The sequence below is a fragment of the Natronorubrum bangense genome (assembly GCF_004799645.1).
Taxonomy (GTDB): Archaea; Halobacteriota; Halobacteria; order Halobacteriales; family Natrialbaceae; genus Natronorubrum; species Natronorubrum bangense.
In genome coordinates, this window is sequence record NZ_CP031306.1 from 143885 (window position 1) to 161021 (window position 17137).

At 63.5% G+C, this 17137-nt stretch carries 18 protein-coding genes; 9 read left to right on the forward strand and 9 right to left on the reverse strand.

Annotation, left to right across the window (positions count from 1 at the left end; translation table 11 throughout):
* Window positions 1-7 precede the first annotated feature (7 nt).
* Window positions 8-733: a diphthine--ammonia ligase gene (locus tag DV706_RS16060; protein WP_006067889.1), complete on the forward strand. Its 726-nt coding sequence runs from the start codon at window positions 8-10 to the stop codon at window positions 731-733.
* A gap of 38 nt (window positions 734-771) precedes the next feature.
* Window positions 772-1101 carry a DUF892 family protein gene (locus tag DV706_RS16065; RefSeq protein WP_006067888.1) on the forward strand — a complete coding sequence of 110 codons (330 nt, stop codon included), beginning with the start codon at window positions 772-774 and terminating at the stop codon, window positions 1099-1101.
* A 5-nt stretch (window positions 1102-1106) separates the two neighbouring features.
* On the opposite strand, the gene DV706_RS16070 is transcribed toward DV706_RS16065, so the two are convergent.
* Window positions 1107-2075, reverse strand: coding sequence for a sugar phosphate nucleotidyltransferase (locus tag DV706_RS16070; RefSeq protein WP_006067887.1), 969 nt, complete (start codon window positions 2073-2075; stop codon window positions 1107-1109).
* A 144-nt stretch (window positions 2076-2219) separates the two neighbouring features.
* Between DV706_RS16070 and DV706_RS16075 the strand changes: the two genes are divergently transcribed.
* Both DV706_RS16075 and DV706_RS16080 read left to right on the forward strand, forming a co-directional pair.
* Window positions 2220-2516, forward strand: a complete 297-nt coding sequence (locus DV706_RS16075) for a transcriptional regulator (protein WP_006067886.1) — start codon at window positions 2220-2222, stop codon at window positions 2514-2516.
* A 198-nt stretch (window positions 2517-2714) separates the two neighbouring features.
* On the forward strand, window positions 2715-3077 hold the full coding sequence (locus tag DV706_RS16080; RefSeq protein ID WP_006067885.1) for a DUF7344 domain-containing protein: 363 nt from the start codon (window positions 2715-2717) through the stop codon (window positions 3075-3077).
* A 37-nt stretch (window positions 3078-3114) separates the two neighbouring features.
* On the opposite strand, the gene DV706_RS16085 is transcribed toward DV706_RS16080, so the two are convergent.
* Window positions 3115-3543, reverse strand: coding sequence for a Rieske (2Fe-2S) protein (locus DV706_RS16085; protein WP_049890000.1), 429 nt, complete (start codon window positions 3541-3543; stop codon window positions 3115-3117).
* Between the two features lie 91 nt (window positions 3544-3634).
* Between DV706_RS16085 and DV706_RS16090 the strand changes: the two genes are divergently transcribed.
* Both DV706_RS16090 and DV706_RS16095 read left to right on the forward strand, forming a co-directional pair.
* Window positions 3635-4753, forward strand: a complete 1119-nt coding sequence (locus DV706_RS16090) for a saccharopine dehydrogenase family protein (RefSeq protein ID WP_006067883.1) — start codon at window positions 3635-3637, stop codon at window positions 4751-4753.
* A 162-nt stretch (window positions 4754-4915) separates the two neighbouring features.
* On the forward strand, window positions 4916-5206 hold the full coding sequence (locus DV706_RS16095) for a hypothetical protein (RefSeq protein WP_006067882.1): 291 nt from the start codon (window positions 4916-4918) through the stop codon (window positions 5204-5206).
* A gap of 42 nt (window positions 5207-5248) precedes the next feature.
* Here the strand turns inward: DV706_RS16095 and DV706_RS16100 are convergent, their stop codons facing one another.
* The 5 genes from DV706_RS16100 to DV706_RS16120 form a co-directional block, all read right to left on the reverse strand.
* Window positions 5249-6133: an aminotransferase class IV gene (locus DV706_RS16100; RefSeq protein ID WP_006067881.1), complete on the reverse strand. Its 885-nt coding sequence runs from the start codon at window positions 6131-6133 to the stop codon at window positions 5249-5251.
* A complete protein-coding gene (locus DV706_RS16105) occupies window positions 6130-6771 on the reverse strand; it encodes an anthranilate synthase component II (RefSeq protein ID WP_006067880.1) in 642 nt (213 codons plus the stop codon). The genes DV706_RS16100 and DV706_RS16105 overlap by 4 nt, the downstream gene beginning before the upstream one ends.
* Before the next feature lie 127 nt (window positions 6772-6898).
* Window positions 6899-8542: an anthranilate synthase component I family protein gene (locus DV706_RS16110; protein ID WP_136350760.1), complete on the reverse strand. Its 1644-nt coding sequence runs from the start codon at window positions 8540-8542 to the stop codon at window positions 6899-6901.
* A 115-nt stretch (window positions 8543-8657) separates the two neighbouring features.
* Entirely contained in the window at window positions 8658-9386 is a 729-nt protein-coding gene (locus DV706_RS16115; protein WP_006067878.1) for a helix-hairpin-helix domain-containing protein, read from the reverse strand.
* A gap of 85 nt (window positions 9387-9471) precedes the next feature.
* Entirely contained in the window at window positions 9472-10281 is an 810-nt protein-coding gene (locus DV706_RS16120) for a shikimate dehydrogenase (RefSeq protein WP_006067877.1), read from the reverse strand.
* 132 nt (window positions 10282-10413) lie between these two features.
* Here DV706_RS16120 and DV706_RS16125 point away from each other — a divergent pair, with 132 nt between their 5' ends.
* Together DV706_RS16125 and DV706_RS16130 are read left to right on the forward strand one after the other, a co-directional pair.
* On the forward strand, window positions 10414-10830 hold the full coding sequence (locus tag DV706_RS16125; protein WP_006067876.1) for a universal stress protein: 417 nt from the start codon (window positions 10414-10416) through the stop codon (window positions 10828-10830).
* A gap of 66 nt (window positions 10831-10896) precedes the next feature.
* Window positions 10897-11829, forward strand: a complete 933-nt coding sequence (locus tag DV706_RS16130; protein WP_006067875.1) for a calcium/sodium antiporter — start codon at window positions 10897-10899, stop codon at window positions 11827-11829.
* Window positions 11830-11869: 40 nt separating this feature from the next.
* On the opposite strand, the gene DV706_RS16135 is transcribed toward DV706_RS16130, so the two are convergent.
* Window positions 11870-13153, reverse strand: coding sequence for a DUF7344 domain-containing protein (locus DV706_RS16135; protein ID WP_006067874.1), 1284 nt, complete (start codon window positions 13151-13153; stop codon window positions 11870-11872).
* Window positions 13154-13321: 168 nt separating this feature from the next.
* On the reverse strand, window positions 13322-15421 hold the full coding sequence (locus DV706_RS16140; protein ID WP_006067873.1) for a bacterio-opsin activator domain-containing protein: 2100 nt from the start codon (window positions 15419-15421) through the stop codon (window positions 13322-13324).
* 167 nt (window positions 15422-15588) lie between these two features.
* Here DV706_RS16140 and DV706_RS16145 point away from each other — a divergent pair, with 167 nt between their 5' ends.
* Entirely contained in the window at window positions 15589-17034 is a 1446-nt protein-coding gene (locus tag DV706_RS16145; RefSeq protein WP_136350759.1) for a D-aminoacyl-tRNA deacylase, read from the forward strand.
* Window positions 17035-17137: the final 103 nt, after the last annotated feature.

The window sequence follows — 17137 nt, forward strand, 5'->3', positions numbered from 1 at the left end:
GACGACTATGAGCGATGCAGACGGGACGTGGGTAAGCCTCTTTTCGGGCGGCAAAGACTCGGCGTGGGCGCTGTACCAGGCTCTCGAAGCGGGCCTCGAGGTCTCGCATCTCGTTACCGTCCACCCGGACGGGGACTCCTACATGTATCACGTCCCTGCGACGGATCTCGCTGCACTGGCCGCAGAAAGCACCGGCATTCCGCTTGTCGATGTCAACCCTGACGATTTCGAGGCGGCCGAAGCAGCCGACTCGAGTGTGCAGGGTGACGACGAACTCGAGCCGCTCGAGGCGGCGCTTGTCGACCTCGACGATCGACTCGAGGGCGGTATCGCGGGGGTCACGGCGGGAGCCGTCGAGAGTGAGTACCAGACAAGTCGCATTCAGGGGATGTGCGACCGCCTGGGCTGTGAGTTGTTCGCGCCGTTGTGGCAGGAAGACCCGCGAGCACTCGCTGACGCGATGCTCGAGGCCGGCTTCGAAATTACGATTATTCAGGTCGCCGCCCACGGGCTGGATGAGTCGTGGCTCGGCCGAACCCTCGATCACGAGGCGCTTGCGGAACTGGAACAGCTCAACGAAGCGTACGGCGTCCACATCTTGGGTGAGGGTGGCGAGTTCGAAACGCTGGTCGTAGACGGCCCACATATGGACCGTCGCATCAACCTCGAGTACGACACGGAGTGGGACGGCACCCGCGGACGGGTGCGGATCACGGACGCTCACCTCGAGTAACGTTTCATTCGACTGACGAGGCCCTCGAGTCGTACTATATGGCCCACAGCGAGGCGACAGCTGAACAGCTCGAGCGGCTCGAGCCGCTGTTTGCGGGGCTCGGCGTCGAACCCGGAGCAATCGAGAGCGCGCCACTGTCGGGGCTCCGAACAGAACGCGACGATCGTGTTGCGGACCTTCAGGATCCGGTGCTCGGCGACCTCGTCGAGGCCGAACTCGGGCGTGCGATCGAACGCCTCGACCTCACGAAACTCGAGACGTTGTTGACGCTTGCCGATCGCATGGATCTGCCCGATGAGGTCGTCGCTCCGCTCGAGCAGACTAAAACAGAGAGCGGTATCGAACGAATTCAGGAGCTTCCGGCCTGAGACCGTCAGGAGCCGTTTTTGATCGTCGTGTGGGCGCCGATCAGCGCGCCTGCGAGGTCGAGGTCATCGAGATGAGTCCCTTCGTCGATTATCGACCGGCGAATGTCGGCGTTGCGCACCGTTGCCTCCGGGAAGATCACCGCGTGATCGAGGGTCGTGTTCTCGAGGGTAACATTATCCATCACGTGGACGTTGTCGCCGATCGATGCGTTCTCGACCGTCGCCGATTCGGCGACGAGTGATTCGCCGTCGAGATGCCAGGCGACGGCATCGAGGTAGCTCTCGGGAGTGCCGATGTCGAACCACGCGCCCTCGAAGGTGTAGGCGTACGTCGGCTCGCGGTTCTGGAGCCACTGAACGAACCAGCCGGGCTCGTCTGGGTTGTTGCCGTCCTCGAGATAGGTCGACAGCAGCGACAGCGACTCGGCGGGAAACGCATAGCAGGCGATCGAGACGAGCGTGCTGTTGGGCTCGTCGGGTTTCTCCTGGAAGTCGACGACACGGTCGTCCTCGAGTTCGACGAGCCCGTAGGATTTGGCCTTCTCACGGGAGCCAACGTCGTAGGCGGCAAGCGTCGGGGCAGCCCGTTCCTCGAAGTAGTCCAGAAACGCCGCGACATCGAAGCTGATCAGGTTATCACCGGCGATGATCAGCAGGTCGTCGTCGACGTTCTCGCGGTCGATCAGCTGTGCGAGCGCGCCAACGACGCCGAACTTGTCGTCTTCCTCGGTGGTCTCCTCGATCGAGAGCTGCGGTTTTTCGAACGTGCTCTCCTCGAGGTGGGCCTCGAAGTCGGCGGCGAACCGCTCGTTCGTGCTGACGTAGACCTCGTCGATCCGATCGTCAGCCTCGAGCGCTTCGAAGATGCGGTCGACGACGGTCGAGTCGCCGATCGGGAGGAACATCTTGGGCCGATGTTTCGTGATCGGCCACATTCGAGTCGCGTACCCGCCGGCAAGGACGACGGCTTTCATGATTCGGCGTTCACTAGCCTGTGGTAAGTCAGTTGTCCTTTCAGCAATCCTGGCGCTGCCAGATGCACAACGGCTGCTGGACCCAACTCGGGCGGGTTGGCCGTCGTCAAACAGTATAAAACCCCGACGCCCGTCTGTCGAGGTATGCGCGAGGCCGACGAAACGACGCGACAGCGACTCGCTGACGCGCTCCGTATCGAACCTGCAACACCCAGCGAGCTCGCAGTGCAACTCGATCTAACTCCCGAGTCGGTGCTCCGACACGCCGAACACGTCTCCCGTTCGGTTGCCGGGACGGAGACGGACGAACAGGTGCTTGTTGCACCGCCGACATGTCGAGACTGTGGGTTCGATGATTTCGACGATTTGCTAAATCTCCCTTCGCGGTGTCCAAACTGTAAGAGCGAGTCCGTCTCGGAGCCGACGCTGACGATCGAGTAAGAGCTATCAGTCGCTGAAACTGTCAACGTTCCCTGACAACCTGAAACAGATTCGATACTAATATTTACTGTGGTACCGAGAAATCGGTACGAACTCTCGAGCGAACGTTCGGTGAGATGTCTCACTGATGCCTGTCATCGTCTTTCGTCTCCATTCGACAGGTTTCCGTTCGTTTCGGGAGGCCCATGGAGAATACGAATGACTGCCACGCCCCACCCCGAGTCCGACTGTGTCGAGTTCGTCCTGTCGGTGCTCGAGAACCTCGATACGTGCGAGGCATCGGCCGAAACGATCGACAACGCGTTCGGACTGCTCGCCGACCAGCGCCGACGGCTACTGCTTCAGGTGATGCGCACGTATGGAGAATCGCTGACACTCCCGGACGCCGCTGAGGAGGTTGCCGTCCGTGAAACCGGGCGTCAGATGCCAAATATTTCGGCCGAGCGTGTCCACGAAGTCTATCTTTCGCTGTACCACGATCATCTGCCACGGCTGACTGACGCCGGGCTTCTCGAGTACAACCAGGAGCGCGACATGGTCTCACCGGCTGCACTCCGGTAGGCTCGTTACGTCTCAGTCTCGCCGTCGGCACTCGTGGCTAGAACTCGACGTTCGAGGTCGACGTCAGATCGTCGTCGTCATCGATCGGTCCGGCACCGACGTACGTAAACTCGTCGTCGGTCAGGTAGACGTCGCCATCCGCGACGGTCACCTCGAGGTCGGTGAGATAGGCACCCTCGCAGGGTCCGTACGTACACACCCCGGAGTCGGCGTCGAAGTATGCGCCGTGATTTGCACAGACGAGTTCGCCGTCTCGCATCGGTGCCCCCGTGCCTTTGTCGATTTTGATATGAGTGAGATGCTGGCAGTAGTTCAACCAGCACGAAATCGTTCGCTCGTCGTCGGTCGATTCCGTCGCGACGAGAAGGGCTTCCTGTTCGTCACCCGAACCGTTCGTCACACGAAAGAGCGTCGTCGAGTCCGTTGACACCGCATCGAGTGCAGTGATCCGCTGAGACGCGTCCATCGCCATCTCGGTTGGTAATCTGTCGTCGTGAACGTTGCGGTCTCGCAGATGTCTGACGCAGTTTTAACACGCTGAGCGGCAAACGACGGCTATGGACTCCCTTCTCATCTACGGCTCGTATGGCTACACCGGCCGGCTGATCGCTCGCGAAGCCGTCTCTCGAGGAGGGTCGCCGGTCGTCGCCGGCCGTGACCGCGGTGCAGTACGACGGCAGGCCGACGAACTCGGTGTCGAAGGACGGACGTTCGATCTCAGTGACGACGTTCCTGCCCAGCTCAACCGGTTCGATGCCGTATTGAACTGTGCTGGGCCGTTCGTGAAGACGGTCAACCCGCTCGTCGACGCCTGTCTCGAGACTGGGACGGACTACCTCGATATCACGGGCGAGTTTCGGGTGTTCGAACGGCTGCGCCAGCGAGATGACGCGGCTCGAGAGGCAGACGTCACACTGCTCCCGGGCGTCGGCTTCGAAGTCGTTCCATCGGACTGTCTGGCCGCGTTTCTCCACGAACAGCTGCCATCAGCGACCGAACTCACACTCGGCGTCAAAGGCAATGGCCCGCTTTCGCGTGGGACCGCCCGGACGTTCGTCGAGCAGCTCGGTTCCGATGGGGTCGTCCGCCGGAACGGACGGCTGATAAAGGTTCCAGCGACGTTTCGGACGCGAGCGATCGATTTCGGAACCGGCCCCGAACACGTCGTCACGGTTCCGTGGGGAGACGTCACCACCGCTGCCCATAGCACGGGAATCGATTCGATCGAAGTCTACGCAGCGGTGCCGCCGTGGGCGACCCGGGCGATGGCCGCCGTCGACTCGCTTGGCTGGCTGCTCGAGCGACGCCCGGTCGAAACCCTGCTGAAGCGGGTGATCGACGCGCGCGTCGACGGCCCCAGTGCACGAGAACGGGCTCGTGACACCGCGGTCATCTGGGGGGAAGCCGTCGACGACTCGACCGGTCACCGCGTCCGCGCTCGAATGCGTACGCCGAACCCCTACACACTGACGGTTGACGCCGCTGTCAGCGCCGCCGAGCGCGTCATCGACGGCCAAAATCGGTCCGAACCGCGTCTCCCGGCTGGCTTCCAGACGCCGTCGACAGCGTTCGGCAGCGAGTTCGTCCTCGACCTCGAGGGGACGACGCGCGAACTGCTCGAGACGACGGCCGAGACCGACGGATTCAATCGGTCGGCGGTCGGATCGGACGACTGATAAGGCGGTTTCACTGCGACTCGAGTGTTCGTAATCAACTCAGTGCGCATGCCGTGCGGACATGAACACCAGCCGGTGACATCGACGGGGGCTTTTTGTTGTCTGGAACGGCTGACACAGCTCGCACCAACGAATATGTTGTTCGAGTTAGAATAACTGCCCATGTCGAGGCGCTGGACACTCGTCGGGGCCGGGATGCTCCTGAGCGCTGGCCTCGTCGCGGCGTTGATCGCGGTTTCGTTTCCTGAACTGCCGCTCTCGTCGTGCACCGATGTCGGGTACACCGGTGACGAGCCTCCCGGTGGCTTCGTGTACTACGAGTTCTACCTGGGCTGGCTCGGGTACTCACCAGACGGGGGCGTCAATCGGTGTGATACGCCGATCGTCACGATCGCCGCTGGACTGTTCGGGCTCGGTAGTGCGATTCTCGGCCTCGAGCGCTGGAAACGGTAATGCCAACACCCATCGCAGACGCCGGAGACCCCAGATTTACGCTCAATAACAGGCTCGCTCGACGCGCTCGTCGTACAGCCTCGAGAGTCGATCCGTCACCGGACCGCCGCCGATCTCGTGGCCGTCGACCGTCGCGATCGGGCGCAGTTCCCGCGTTCGGTTCGTCAGAAACGCCTCGTCGGCCTCGAGCACGTCCGCGAGATCGTATCGACCCTCCTGGAACGAAATTCCGGCCTCGGCGGCGAGCTCGAGGACGATCGCCCGCGTAATTCCCGGCAACACGGGGCCGTCGGTCGTCGGCGTACAGAGCTCCCCATCGCGGACGAACCAGAGATTGCTCGTCGCACCTTCGGCAACGTGATCCTCGCAGTCGAACATGAGCGCCTCGTCCGCGGTGGGCTGGCCGTCGTCGTCCCGAAGCTCCGCTCGAGCGAGAATTCCGTTGAGATAGTTGTGCGTCTTCGCTGCGGTCGGAATCGCGTCGGAGGGTATTCGACGTGTGTCGACCGTCTGGACGGTCGCCGGCTCGTCCCAGACGGACCTGCCGTCGACGCCCCCACGAGGCAACGGCTTCACGTACACGACGACCGTCGGATCGACGTTGGGCCGGGGTGTGAGTTTTCCTGGCTGGACGCCGCGTGTGATCGAGAGCCGGACGTAGGCGTCCTCGAGATCGTTCGCCGCCAGCGTCTCATCGATCCGCGTCCGGAGGTCGTCAGCCGCGATGCCGTGAGCCAACGACAGGGCCTCACAGGTTCGCTCGAGGCGCGCCATATGGGCATCCCACGCGAAGATCGTGCCGCCGTAGACGCGCATCGTCTCGAACGCAGCGTCGCCGTACCGAAAGCCGCGGTCGTCGACGCTGACTGTGGCCGCAGATGCGGGGACCAGTTTCCCGTCGACGTGATAGATCGGATCGTCGTTCATTCGTGGGCTGTCTCGGATTGGTCGTCGGCTTCCGCGGCGAGTCGACAGAAGTTTGCGATCATCTGTTTGCCGACCGCAAGCGAGATTCCATCACCGTCGTCGACGTCCTCGTGGCGGCGCGTGAGAATGCTCTCGGGGTGGAACTGCACACCGATATGCGGGCGTTCGCGGTGGCGAACCGCCATCAACACGCCGCGTTCGTCGGTCGTCCGTGCGGTCTCGGCAAGCGAGTCGGGGAGTGCCTCGCGTTCGACGGCAAGTGAGTGATACCGGCCGACCTGAAACGTGGAGGGGAGGTCATCGAAGAGGCCCTCGCCGTCGTGGCTGACCGTCGAGGGTTTGCCGTGGACGACGTGGGGGGCGTGGACGACCGGCGCGCCGTTGGCTGCACACAGCGCCTGATGCCCGAGACAGACGCCGAGAATCGGGTACTCGGTCTCGGCGAACAGCGGGATCGAGATGCCGGCCTCCTGTGGGGTTCCCGGCCCCGGTGAGACGATGATCCCAGTTGGATCGATGTCATCGACGTCCGCGAGATCGATGTCGTCGTTGCGCCGGACGATCACCTCATCAGCGAGCTCGCCGACGTACTGGACGAGGTTGTACGCAAAGGAGTCGTAGTTGTCGATGACCAGCAACCTTTTGCTGCGGTCACTCGCTGACGCTCGTTCCCTGGCAAAACGTTGATGAAAACCCTGCCTCCCTCCCTCCGGTCGGTCGTTGGGCCGCTCGCTCGTATCCACTCGCTCACGGGTGCTATCTTTGTCACTCACGTTGATCATCTCCGCTCTCGGCCTCGAGGGCCATTGCGGCTCGCTCGCCGAGCGCGTCGTCGACGGCCGTGATCAGCGCACGGGCCTTATCAAGCGTTTCGTCGTACTCGCGTTCGGGATCGGAGTCGTGGACGATCCCCGCTCCCACGCGGAGGTGATACTCGTCGGCGTGGCGAACCAGTGTTCGAATGACGATGTTGAGCGTCGCCCGGCCGTCGTAGCCGAAGATCCCGACACTCCCCGTGTAGGGGCCTCGCTGGGTCGCCTCGAGTTCGTCGATAATCGACATCGTCCGGGGTTTCGGCGCGCCCGTGATCGTTCCACCTGGGAACACCGCGGCGATCGCGTCGGCCAGCGTCTCGCCATCCCGAAGCCGGCCCGTGACGTTCGAGACGAGATGCATCACCTCCGCATAGCGGTCGATCCGACGGTACTCCTCGACCTCGACGGAGCCGTATTCACAGACTTTCCCGAGGTCGTTTCGCTCGAGGTCGACCAACATCGCATGTTCGGCGCGTTCTTTCTCGTCGGTTCGGAGGTCGTCCTCGAGTGTCGCGTCTGCTTCTGGTGTCGCGCCACGGGGCCGCGTCCCCGCGATCGGTTCCGTCCGGACGAAGTCACCGTCTCGGTCACGATTGGCGGTGTCCGACAGCGCCGAGACGCCACGTGGCTCGCGTTCGAGGAGCAACTCGGGGCTGGCACTCACCAGATCGGTACTGGGGAACTCGAGCAGACACGAGTACGGCGCGGGGTTGACCCGCCGGAGAGCGTCGTAGGCCGCGACGGGATGAACCGCTGCCGGGGCGACCAGTCGCTGGGAGAGGTTCGCCTGAAACGTCTCGCCGTCGCGGATGTACGATTTCGCCTGACTGACGCGCTCGGCAAAGGCCACACGCCCGCAGTCGCTTTCGAACGTCGCTTCAGTCGTTGCTGCCGGTGGCTCGCCGACGGCTGGATCGCCCTCGAGAGATGCCCGTGCGAGCCCGAGTGCTCGCTTGCGGCCCCGGTCGTAAACAGCCTCGAGCGTGTCGTCGGAAACGCCGTCGTCACCCGCCTCGAGTTCGAGTCGCGGACAGGCCGTCACTCGCAGCGTCACGTCGCCGTCGGTGGGCGCCTCCCAGGCAGCAAGCCGGTCGTAGACGCCGGCCTCGAGTCGGGGTAGACCGCGGTCGTCGACGGCCGACTCGGGGAGCGCCTCGAGTTCGCGGGCAATGTCGTAGGAGAGCCACCCGATCGCCCCACAGGGGTAGGGGACGTCACAGTCGCCACGAATCAGATCGTCTCGCTCGAGGAGGCCCTCGAGCGCTGCGAGTGTCGGCGCGCCGTCATCCGTTCGCGCTCGCATGACCGCATCGGGTGAGATCGTGAGTCGGTCGACGGGGTCGATGCCGAAGTAGCCCCAGCCGGGCTGGCCACCGGTCGTCTCGAGAAAGACAGTTCCACGGCTGTCGGACGGCCGCGCTCGACGGTAGGCGAGAAACGGATCTTCGACGGTGACCTGGACCTCGACTGGGAGTCGGAGTCCGGTGGTGCGCGTCGTCGGTTCAGCGTCTGCCGTTGTGTCGTGTTGCTCGAGGGCTTCGCGAGCAGCGGCTCGAAACGACGCGAGCGGCGTGACGACGCGCGGATCGCGCATGTTCCTCGAGAGGGGGTGGGAGCCTAATCCTTTTGCGATTTCCAGATCGTGTGTTAAAAGAGCGGACGGGCGTGACTTTGACGGCTGATTCGGCGCGATAGCGACGCCAGTTTCGTTATCTGACTTCGGCGCGGTCGATCCAGCCCTGGATTCGCGTTTCGGAGATGTCGGTCCCCTCGGAGAGTTCCGCTGCGTCTGCGGCAGCGAGCTCACCGACGGTCTCGACGCCTGCCGAAGCGAGACGGTCGGCGTAGGCCGGCCCGATCCCCTTGATCGAGTCAACGGGTTCCTGGTTTATTGGTTCGGCCGTCTCCGCGTCGTCACCGTCGGTATCCGCTTCAGCCGTCTCTGTGTCGTCGACCTCCGCCTCCGGCTCGGCTTCTTCGACCGGCAGTTCGCCGTCCGTGATGTCGGGCGTTTTCTCGGCCGTCGGCGCCGCGTTTTCCGTCGTGGGGCCCGCTGCCTCTGCCGGCTCGGCTGCTGTTTCGGGCTCGTCTGTCGGTGCCATCATCGAGTCCGTCGAACTCGAGGCGGTCGATCCGGCAGCCGCCGACTCGTCAGCGGTCGCTTCGGTGTCGGCCGCTGTTTCGGGCTTCGTCTCGGATTCGGATTCGGTTTCGGTTTCGGTTTCGGTACCGGCGTTTGCCGTCGTGTCGGCTTCCGTCCCGGCTGTCGCACTCGCCGGTGCCGGTGGTTCAGTTCCTGTCGTGGTCGATCCGGCGTCGTCGTCACCCTCCTGTGACCCTTCCCGTTCGACCGTCACCCCGACCTCTCGAGTCTGTCCTCGCTCCGGCTCGGATCTGCCGAGTCCAAGGAGCGATTTCAGCTTCTGGAGGAGCGCCATTGTGCCGATATAGTTGGCACCATCACTTAAATTCGCCTGATACCCACGTGGACGTGACGAAAAATGGAGCGTTCGGCCGTGACTACTACAGCTGTGAGCGAAGGGCCTCGTTCATCGTCTCGACCGGTGGCTCATCGCCGGTCCACAGTTCGAACGCCTCGACGCCCTGATAGAGCAACATCCAGGCGCCATCGACTGTCGTCGCCCCGACCTCGGCCGCGTCCCGCAGCAGCCGTGTCTCGAGGGGTTGATAGACCGCATCCATGACCGCCAACTCCCCGTGAAGCGCGTCGGCGGGCACCGGCGTCTCGTCGGACTCCATGCCGACGCTCGTGGCGTTGACGAGGATCTCGGCGTCTTCGAGCAGGTCGGCGAGCATGTCGGCCTCGAGTCCGTGGCCCGTCGCCCCCGGAACCGCTTCGGCGAGGTCGTGGGCCGTCGCCTCGGTTCGGTTGGCGATCTCGACCGTCGCGCCCGCATCCGCGAGGCCGAACGCGATCGCCCGGCCGGCCCCGCCAGCACCGACGACGACGGCGTCTGCGCCCTCGAGCGTGACGTCGTGGTCGCGCAGGGCACGCATCGCGCCGACTGCGTCGGTGTTGTGGCCCGTTGGCGTCCCCGAGCCCGTGAAGTCGATCGTGTTGACCGCGCCGATCCGAGCCGCTAACTCGTCGGCCTCGACACAGTCGAGGACGTCCTGTTTGAACGGGATCGTCACGTTCAGGCCCGTGATCCCGAGCGCGTCGGCCCCGTCGATCGCGGCCTCGAGGTCGGCTGGCTCGGGTTCGAAGGTCACGTATCGAGCCTCGAGTCCGAGCTGGTCGTAGGCCGCTTCGTGCATCGGCGGTGACAGCGAGTGTCCGACCGGGTTGCCGAGCAACCCGAAGACGTCCATAGCCATACGGCACACTCGAGGCGGCGGGGATATATACTGCCCGACAGGATATCGCTTGCACTCGGCCGATTCCGTTGCTACCGACCGGGCCTTTCCCCGCCCACTTATCGGGGACGCGGCCGAAAACAGGGTATGGAAATTCTGGTCCCGATCGACGATTCGGACACCGCTCGGGCGGCGCTCGAGCACGCCGTTCGCGAGCATCCAGACGCGTCGATCACGGCGATCCACGCGATCGATCCGAGCGTCTCGAAGTACGGTGACGGCGGTATCTACGCCTACGAATCCGTACTCGAGTCACGACAGGAGGACGCGGCGGACCTGTTCGAGGACGTCGCCGAACTCGTCGCCGACCACGACGGGACGTACACCACGGACACCGTCGTTGGAGATCCCGCTCGAGAGATCGTCACGTACGCAGACGACCACGACGTCGACCACATCGTAATCGGGAGTCGCGGGCGTTCTGGCGCGAAACGAGTGCTACTGGGCAGTGTTGCCGAACGCGTCGTCCGGCGAGCACCCGTTCCGGTAACGATCGTTCGCTGAACGGGATGTCCGCTTTCGGCCGGACAAACCCCTTATTGACTTACGCCTGACAGTCCAACAGCAGCTATGCTCCTCTCCCTCGGCTTGCTTGCAGCCGGCATCGTCGCGCTCTACGCCGGTGCCGAACTACTCGTCGCCGGTGCCGGCCGGCTCGCACTGGGGATCGGGCTCCGGGCCGCAACCGTTGGGGTGACGGTGATCGCCTTTGCGACGACCGCACCCGAGCTGTTCGTCGCGACCATCGGTGCGCTGGACGTCTCGACCGATATCGGACTCGGTGCCGTTCTCGGTTCGAATATCGCGAACATCGGGCTGGTCCTTGGGGTGTCTGCGCTTATCAAACCGTTACGGATCAGCCAGATCGCTATGCGGCGGCACGTGCCGTTTATGCTGTTCGCGACGGTCCTGCTCGTTGTCCTCGGTGCAGACGGGACGATCGGCACACTCGAGGGTGCAATTTTTCTGCTGACACTCGGTGGCTTTACCGCCTATCTAGTCTCTTCTACCAACGTCAACCCGGCAGTGGGCGGTGACAAAACTGGCGCTGGCGACGGGATCACGCTGCGGGCTGTCGTGCTCGTCCTCGGTGGGTTGATGGCGCTCGTGCTCGGCTCGAGATGGCTCGTTTCTGGCGGTACCGGGCTGTTGTCGGCACTCGGCGTTTCGGATCTGGTAATCGGGTTGACGGTGCTCGCACTCGGCACCTCGTTGCCGGAACTTGCGGCGTCGGTCGTCGGCTCCGTCCGCGGCGAGACCGAGTTCGCCATCGGCAACGTCGTCGGTTCGAACATCTACAATATCCTCGCCGTGCTCGGTATCGTCGCCCTGATCACGCCGATCGAGATCGCCTCGAGCACGTTGCGGCTCGAATTCCCCGCGCTTGTCGTCTTTACGATCGTGTTGGTAGCGATGATGGGGTACGGCGGGCGGCTCACACGGCTCGATGGTGCTGTTCTCGTCGGTGGGTACGTTGCTTTTCTTGCCCTGCTCGTGGTCTGAGGAAACGTCAGACCCAGGTACAACAGCCGAGCCCAGCAGTTTACAGGCGCAGTGACGTCGCCGCTTCGGTCGCCTCGTCACCGTTCGCACAGCGCGACTGCAACCGGTCCAGCCGCGGGCCGACGTGTTCGCGAACGAGCCTGACCAGCGCGTCTTCCGGGCTGTCTCCTGTGATCGCAGTCGCCTGGGGATCGGTCTCCTCGTCGTCGACCGTCACGAGCAGTACCCGTTCGCGATCAGCAAAAACGATGCGGCCGTGGTGGTGTCTCTCGACGTGGAAGTTCAACCAGTCGAACTGTGGCTCACAGACCGTCGCTTCAGGGACTGCAGACCGAACGGTGTCTCGAACGCGCGGTGAGCGTGATCCGACGTAGACATCGACCCCGCGGTTCGCAGCGGCTTGCCAGCGCTCGAGACAGCGCTGCTGGACCATCGTTTCGTCGGGCGCCATCACGAACAGCTCCTCATCGGCGCTGTCGACGATCTCGTGGCTTCTGGCGATGACGCGTGCTGTTCCCTCGATCGTCCAGCCCGAACTCGTCCTCGCCGAGTTGCTGTCGGCGGCCGTGTCTCCCCTCGAGTCAGTTCCTGCCTGCGCTGGCCGCGTCTCGAGTGCCATGACAACCTCTCGAATCGGACTCGCAGCCAGCCAGTCGGCCCGCCACTGCGGTGCGTCGGGCTCGAGTGCAACGGTCTCGCTCGAGCGGTCGTAGTCGACGAGGTCGGCCGCTGCAAGCGAGGGGAGGTAGTCGTGTCGCAACGCCGTCGAAATGGGCCGCCAGTCCGATGTCTCGAGGTCGACGAGTCGGGTGTCGTCCTCGTGGGTTGCGATCAGTGCTGCCAGATCGTCGACAGCGAGGTCGGTGCGCTGTCTCGCGAGGATGGCACAGCTAAGCCGGCACCGCGCAGGCTGGAGTGCTTCGAGCGTTCGGTTGAGCATCGCTTCGTCGATGGTCGATCCGCCGTTCGGGTCCTCGAGGAAATGGGTCATCCACTCGAGGTCGAGAATCGGATGGTCGGCAAGCGCGACCGTCCGCGTGTCGCCGTGGGTCTCATCGGTTACCAGTCCGATATCACTGAGCCGCGGCACGTGGTGGTGAACGAGTTCGATATGTGTCTCTCGGCACTGCTCGTTGGTGACGATCGGGCAGCCGTGTTCACAGGCGGCGACGTCGGTCGCGAGCGTCTCGATCGAGTGTGGTGTCGGCTGTGTCCTGTCAGCAGCCGCCCGTTCGTAGAGGAGCGAAAGGAGGTATCGCCGGCGAGGGTCGACGAGGATGTCGAACGCAGTGGTTGTTCGCTCGGCAGTCAGGCAGGCACTCATTGATCGATGAAGACGTTGGGTGGGGGAAAGGGGTGTACCAGCATGCTCTGGTATGGCCGGTTGAGACGGTCATCGAGTCTCGACAAGTAGACGGACTCCTGTCCAGCAGCTCCGGCACGGTCGCTGGACGGCTTGCGGTTTCGCTGTCCGTCAAAATAGATGCCCGTCTTAATCGTCTCGCTCGTCGCCACTGGTGTCGCCAGCCTCAAAATAGGCCGTGAGCAGTTTCGCCTGTGCAACCCGGAGATGTTGGTGGAACGTCTGGCGAGCAATATCGAGCCGCTCAGCGATTTCGCCGGCGTTGCTGTTTCGCGTCGGCCACTCGAAGTACCCGCCGTAGTAGGCCGCCTCGAGAGCGGCCTGTTGTTTATCGGTCAGCTTCTCTTGGACGCGCCGTCGAAAGCCACCACGCGTTTCTATCGGCCGCTCGACGGTGCGTTTCGAAACCAGCTGCGTGTCGGGGTAGGCCTCCGTGACCGCCTCGACTAGTCCGCGAACGGGAATGTCCGGACTGACCTGAACGACTACGTTCGACACACCGTTGTCGACGGTCTGTGTCCGTATTCGCGCGCTGTAATCCGCCAGCAAGCCGGTGATCGTCGGTCCGTAAACGACGAACTCCCAGTGGCTCTCGTCGCCGCTAGTATCGATGTGACGACGCTCTCCGAACTTTGGGTGATCGTCGACGAACGCTCGAATCTTCGCCGGTTCGACGCCGGTGACGGTGATGTAGTAGACGAACACCCCCTCAGTCAGTGGCAGCACGTGATCGAGACTGACGTCGCTCTCGAGTTCGGCGGAGAGGTCGATACAGATATCTTGTCGATCGGATGATTCGAACTCGAGTTCGACGACGGTGTCGAGATAGAGGAGGCGACGAACCGCCATTGCGTTGAACGCGTGACCGACCGTGGCGCCGAATTCCTGAAGCACCTCTCGTTCCCGGTCGGTGAACGCCGTCGCGTCTGTGGCAGCGACAACGAGCACGCCGAACGTCCGGCCACTTGCGGTGATCGGAACGGCTGCGAGTGAGCCGTAGTCGCGTTCTCGAGCATCGGCTCGCCAGGCATCGACTGCACTCTCACGGAGCGAGTGATAACACTGGACGCTCTCGGTTTCGATCGGTGACGCTTCCGGCCCGTCGGCCGGTGGGTCGAGAACCCGCGAGAGAACGTCAGCAGCACCAGTCGCGTCGACGCCTGCCCACGAGCGCGGCTCGCCCGGCTGCTGGCCGCCCGTCGCGGGCTCGTCCTGTCCGATGACGGCAAACTGATAGAGTGTAGCAGCTGCGAACGCTTCGACAACTGCCGTTTCGACCGCCGCTTGTGTGTCTGCCGTGACCATCGTCTCGTCGATCGTCCGTATCGTGGTGTTGAGACGCTCGAGGCGCTCGAGTTCTCGTTCACGAGCTTTGCGATCACTGATGTCACGGCCAACACCGGTGAATCCGAAGACGATCCCGTCCGTGCCGGCGACCTGAGCGCTGTTGAATTCGACGGGAATCTCGTCGCCGTCGTTTGTCAGCACTCGCGCTTCGGCGGCGACACGGTCACCATCGACCAGCACCCGCTCGATTGCCGCTCCGATCTGGTCGTGGTCTTCCGGGACGACAAACTCGAGGGCGTTCATTCCCTCGAGTTTGTCGGGGTCGTAGCCGGTGACCTGCTCGAACCGTTCGTTCCACTGGACGAGATTGCCGTCCGTATCGAACGCATAGAGCAAGTCCGGCTGGGCCTCGAAGATGCTCTCTGTAAGCGCCTTCTCCTCGCGGAGTTCCAGTTCGCGTCTGTACTCGTCGGTCCGATCGTGGACGATCCGTACGTACCCCCGAAGGGGGGCGGTCTGAGAGTCGCCGCCGTCTCCAACGGTCAGACTCCCCTCGCGCTCCCGGATGGGTGCCAGCACCTCACGAACCCAGAACCGGCTTCCGTCGTTTCGAAGCCGCCAGCCTTCATCTGTGGCCTGTCCGTCGGTGCGCGCTTGCTCGAGAAGGCGTTCTGGACGGCCATCCTCGCGTTTCTCCGGTGGAAAGAAGAGCCGGTAGTGAGTGTCTGTGACCTCGTCTTCGTTATACCCTGTGAGCCGGACGGCATCCTCGTTCCACCGCACGACACGTCCGTCGGGATCGAGCACGGAGACGGCGTACGCACTGATGAGCGCGGTCAGCTGCTGAACGTCGAGGCTGAACGCCGATGGAAAGTCGAGCGCAGCCGACGCTGCACTCGTCTCGTCCGAGCCGTTGCTCGTATCCGGTGCTGGATCGGTCATGGGTGGTCAACTACGTTCATCGCTGGTTGTTCGTACTCCCGGCTACCATTCGCACGACTGAAAAACCGACGGTGGTTTCATATAGCCTGTATGATATTTCCGGCCAGCTCGACGAGTCGGCAACGAGAACCGACGGCGTTACTGGGCCCCAGACCGCCCACTCGAGTATGACTGCGCTCGCGATCGTCGAGAGTCGAGCCGACCGCGCATCGGTCCATATCTGTGACCAGCTCCGCGAACTCGCCGACTGGGAGGTCGTCGACGACGACACACGGCCCGCAGCCGATGGTGGTGGCACGTACTACCGAACCGCTGGTGCCGAGTTACGCTCGTTCGACGACTTTCACCTCGAACTCGAGCACCCGGTCGAAGCGTTCGACTGCGACCCCGATGTGCTCGTCTTTGCCTCGCGCCATTCGGGCGATACGGGGCCGCTGCTGACAGGGCATTTCACGGGTAACTTCGGTCCAGCCGAGTTCGGCGGCGAGGCCAATGCTGTCGCCGAGGCGTGTCCGAACGCACTCGCACACCTCCTCGACGCGTTCGACGAGTACGCCCCTGAGCAGTACGATGTCGGGATGGAGTGTACCCACCACGGCCCCACCAACGTCGGCTGTCCGTCGCTGTTTGCGGAACTCGGCAGTGGCGACGAGCAGTGGGACGACCCCAACGGTGCCGCGGCCGTCGCCCGCGCGATTCTCGAGCTTCGAGCTGTCTCCCCACACTGCGACCGCCTCGAGAGCGCTTCGCGCTCGAGCCATGAGAGTCGCGACGCAAGTCCGTGTCGACAGGTCGTCGGCTTTGGCGGCAACCACTACGCCCCTCGCTTTACTCGCATCGTCCGCGAAACGCCGTGGGCTGTGGGCCACATCGCAGCCGACTGGGCGCTCGATGCGATGGGTCATCCTTCTTCCCACCGTGACGTCCTCGAGGCGGCGTTCGACGCGAGCCACACCGACATGGCCGTTCTCGATGGCGAGTGGCCGGTGCTCGAGGAAACGCTCGAGGAGCTTGGCGTTCGGATCGTCAGCGAGACCTGGCTCCGCGAGGTGGGTGATCGACCACTCGAACTCGTCGATGCCGTCGAATCTTCTCTTGGGGCCGTCGACGACGGCGTCCGCTTTGGCGACTGTGCTGCCGAGTCGGTTGCCGTCGTCGAACTCCCGGCAGCACTGCTCGACGCTGCGGAGGGACTCGACCCGGAGGCGGTACGAACGGTCGTCGAGGCGACCACCGTCGCGTTTACGACCGAAAACGGCGGGATCCGGGTTGGCTCGCAGGTCGCGGTTCCCAGTTCCAACGGAGAGTCGTCGAACACGGGAGACACGACAGCTACGCAGACCATCGCGGCTGAGAGCGAAACGACTGCCAGAGGAGCCATCATCGAGGCACTGGCGGGTGTCCTCGAGGACAAATACGAAACGGTCACGCTCGAAGACGACGCCGTCGTCGCTGAACGGACGAGTTTCGATCCGGCGCTCGCTCGCGAGATCGGCGTTCCTGAGGGGCCGAAATTCGGCGCGCTCGCGAACGGTGACGCCGTCGCCGTCGATGGCGAAACGATCAGCCCCGAGACAGTTCGCAGCCAGCAGACGGACCGATTTCCGATTTAGTGGCTCCCAAACAACACGGTAATCACGGTCTACTCCGCCGTGAAGCGGGATCCGGAACCGACCTGCTCGGTGTGGTTGCTCGACGGACTGCGTCAGACAGTCG

What these genes read in the sequence shown, in the direction of transcription:
- DV706_RS16060 (WP_006067889.1), top strand. Translation starts at nt 8, where the DNA reads ATGAGCGATGCAGACGGGACGTGGGTAAGCCTCTTTTCGGGCGGCAAA.
- DV706_RS16065 (WP_006067888.1), top strand. Translation starts at nt 772, where the DNA reads ATGGCCCACAGCGAGGCGACAGCTGAACAGCTCGAGCGGCTCGAGCCG.
- DV706_RS16070 (WP_006067887.1), bottom strand. Translation starts at nt 2,075, where the DNA reads ATGAAAGCCGTCGTCCTTGCCGGCGGGTACGCGACTCGAATGTGGCCG.
- DV706_RS16075 (WP_006067886.1), top strand. Translation starts at nt 2,220, where the DNA reads ATGCGCGAGGCCGACGAAACGACGCGACAGCGACTCGCTGACGCGCTC.
- DV706_RS16080 (WP_006067885.1), top strand. Translation starts at nt 2,715, where the DNA reads ATGACTGCCACGCCCCACCCCGAGTCCGACTGTGTCGAGTTCGTCCTG.
- DV706_RS16085 (WP_049890000.1), bottom strand. Translation starts at nt 3,543, where the DNA reads ATGGACGCGTCTCAGCGGATCACTGCACTCGATGCGGTGTCAACGGAC.
- DV706_RS16090 (WP_006067883.1), top strand. Translation starts at nt 3,635, where the DNA reads ATGGACTCCCTTCTCATCTACGGCTCGTATGGCTACACCGGCCGGCTG.
- DV706_RS16095 (WP_006067882.1), top strand. Translation starts at nt 4,916, where the DNA reads ATGTCGAGGCGCTGGACACTCGTCGGGGCCGGGATGCTCCTGAGCGCT.
- DV706_RS16100 (WP_006067881.1), bottom strand. Translation starts at nt 6,133, where the DNA reads ATGAACGACGATCCGATCTATCACGTCGACGGGAAACTGGTCCCCGCA.
- DV706_RS16110 (WP_136350760.1), bottom strand. Translation starts at nt 8,542, where the DNA reads ATGCGCGATCCGCGCGTCGTCACGCCGCTCGCGTCGTTTCGAGCCGCT.
- DV706_RS16115 (WP_006067878.1), bottom strand. Translation starts at nt 9,386, where the DNA reads ATGGCGCTCCTCCAGAAGCTGAAATCGCTCCTTGGACTCGGCAGATCC.
- DV706_RS16120 (WP_006067877.1), bottom strand. Translation starts at nt 10,281, where the DNA reads ATGGACGTCTTCGGGTTGCTCGGCAACCCGGTCGGACACTCGCTGTCA.
- DV706_RS16125 (WP_006067876.1), top strand. Translation starts at nt 10,414, where the DNA reads ATGGAAATTCTGGTCCCGATCGACGATTCGGACACCGCTCGGGCGGCG.
- DV706_RS16130 (WP_006067875.1), top strand. Translation starts at nt 10,897, where the DNA reads ATGCTCCTCTCCCTCGGCTTGCTTGCAGCCGGCATCGTCGCGCTCTAC.
- DV706_RS16135 (WP_006067874.1), bottom strand. Translation starts at nt 13,153, where the DNA reads ATGAGTGCCTGCCTGACTGCCGAGCGAACAACCACTGCGTTCGACATC.
- DV706_RS16140 (WP_006067873.1), bottom strand. Translation starts at nt 15,421, where the DNA reads ATGACCGATCCAGCACCGGATACGAGCAACGGCTCGGACGAGACGAGT.
- DV706_RS16145 (WP_136350759.1), top strand. Translation starts at nt 15,589, where the DNA reads ATGACTGCGCTCGCGATCGTCGAGAGTCGAGCCGACCGCGCATCGGTC.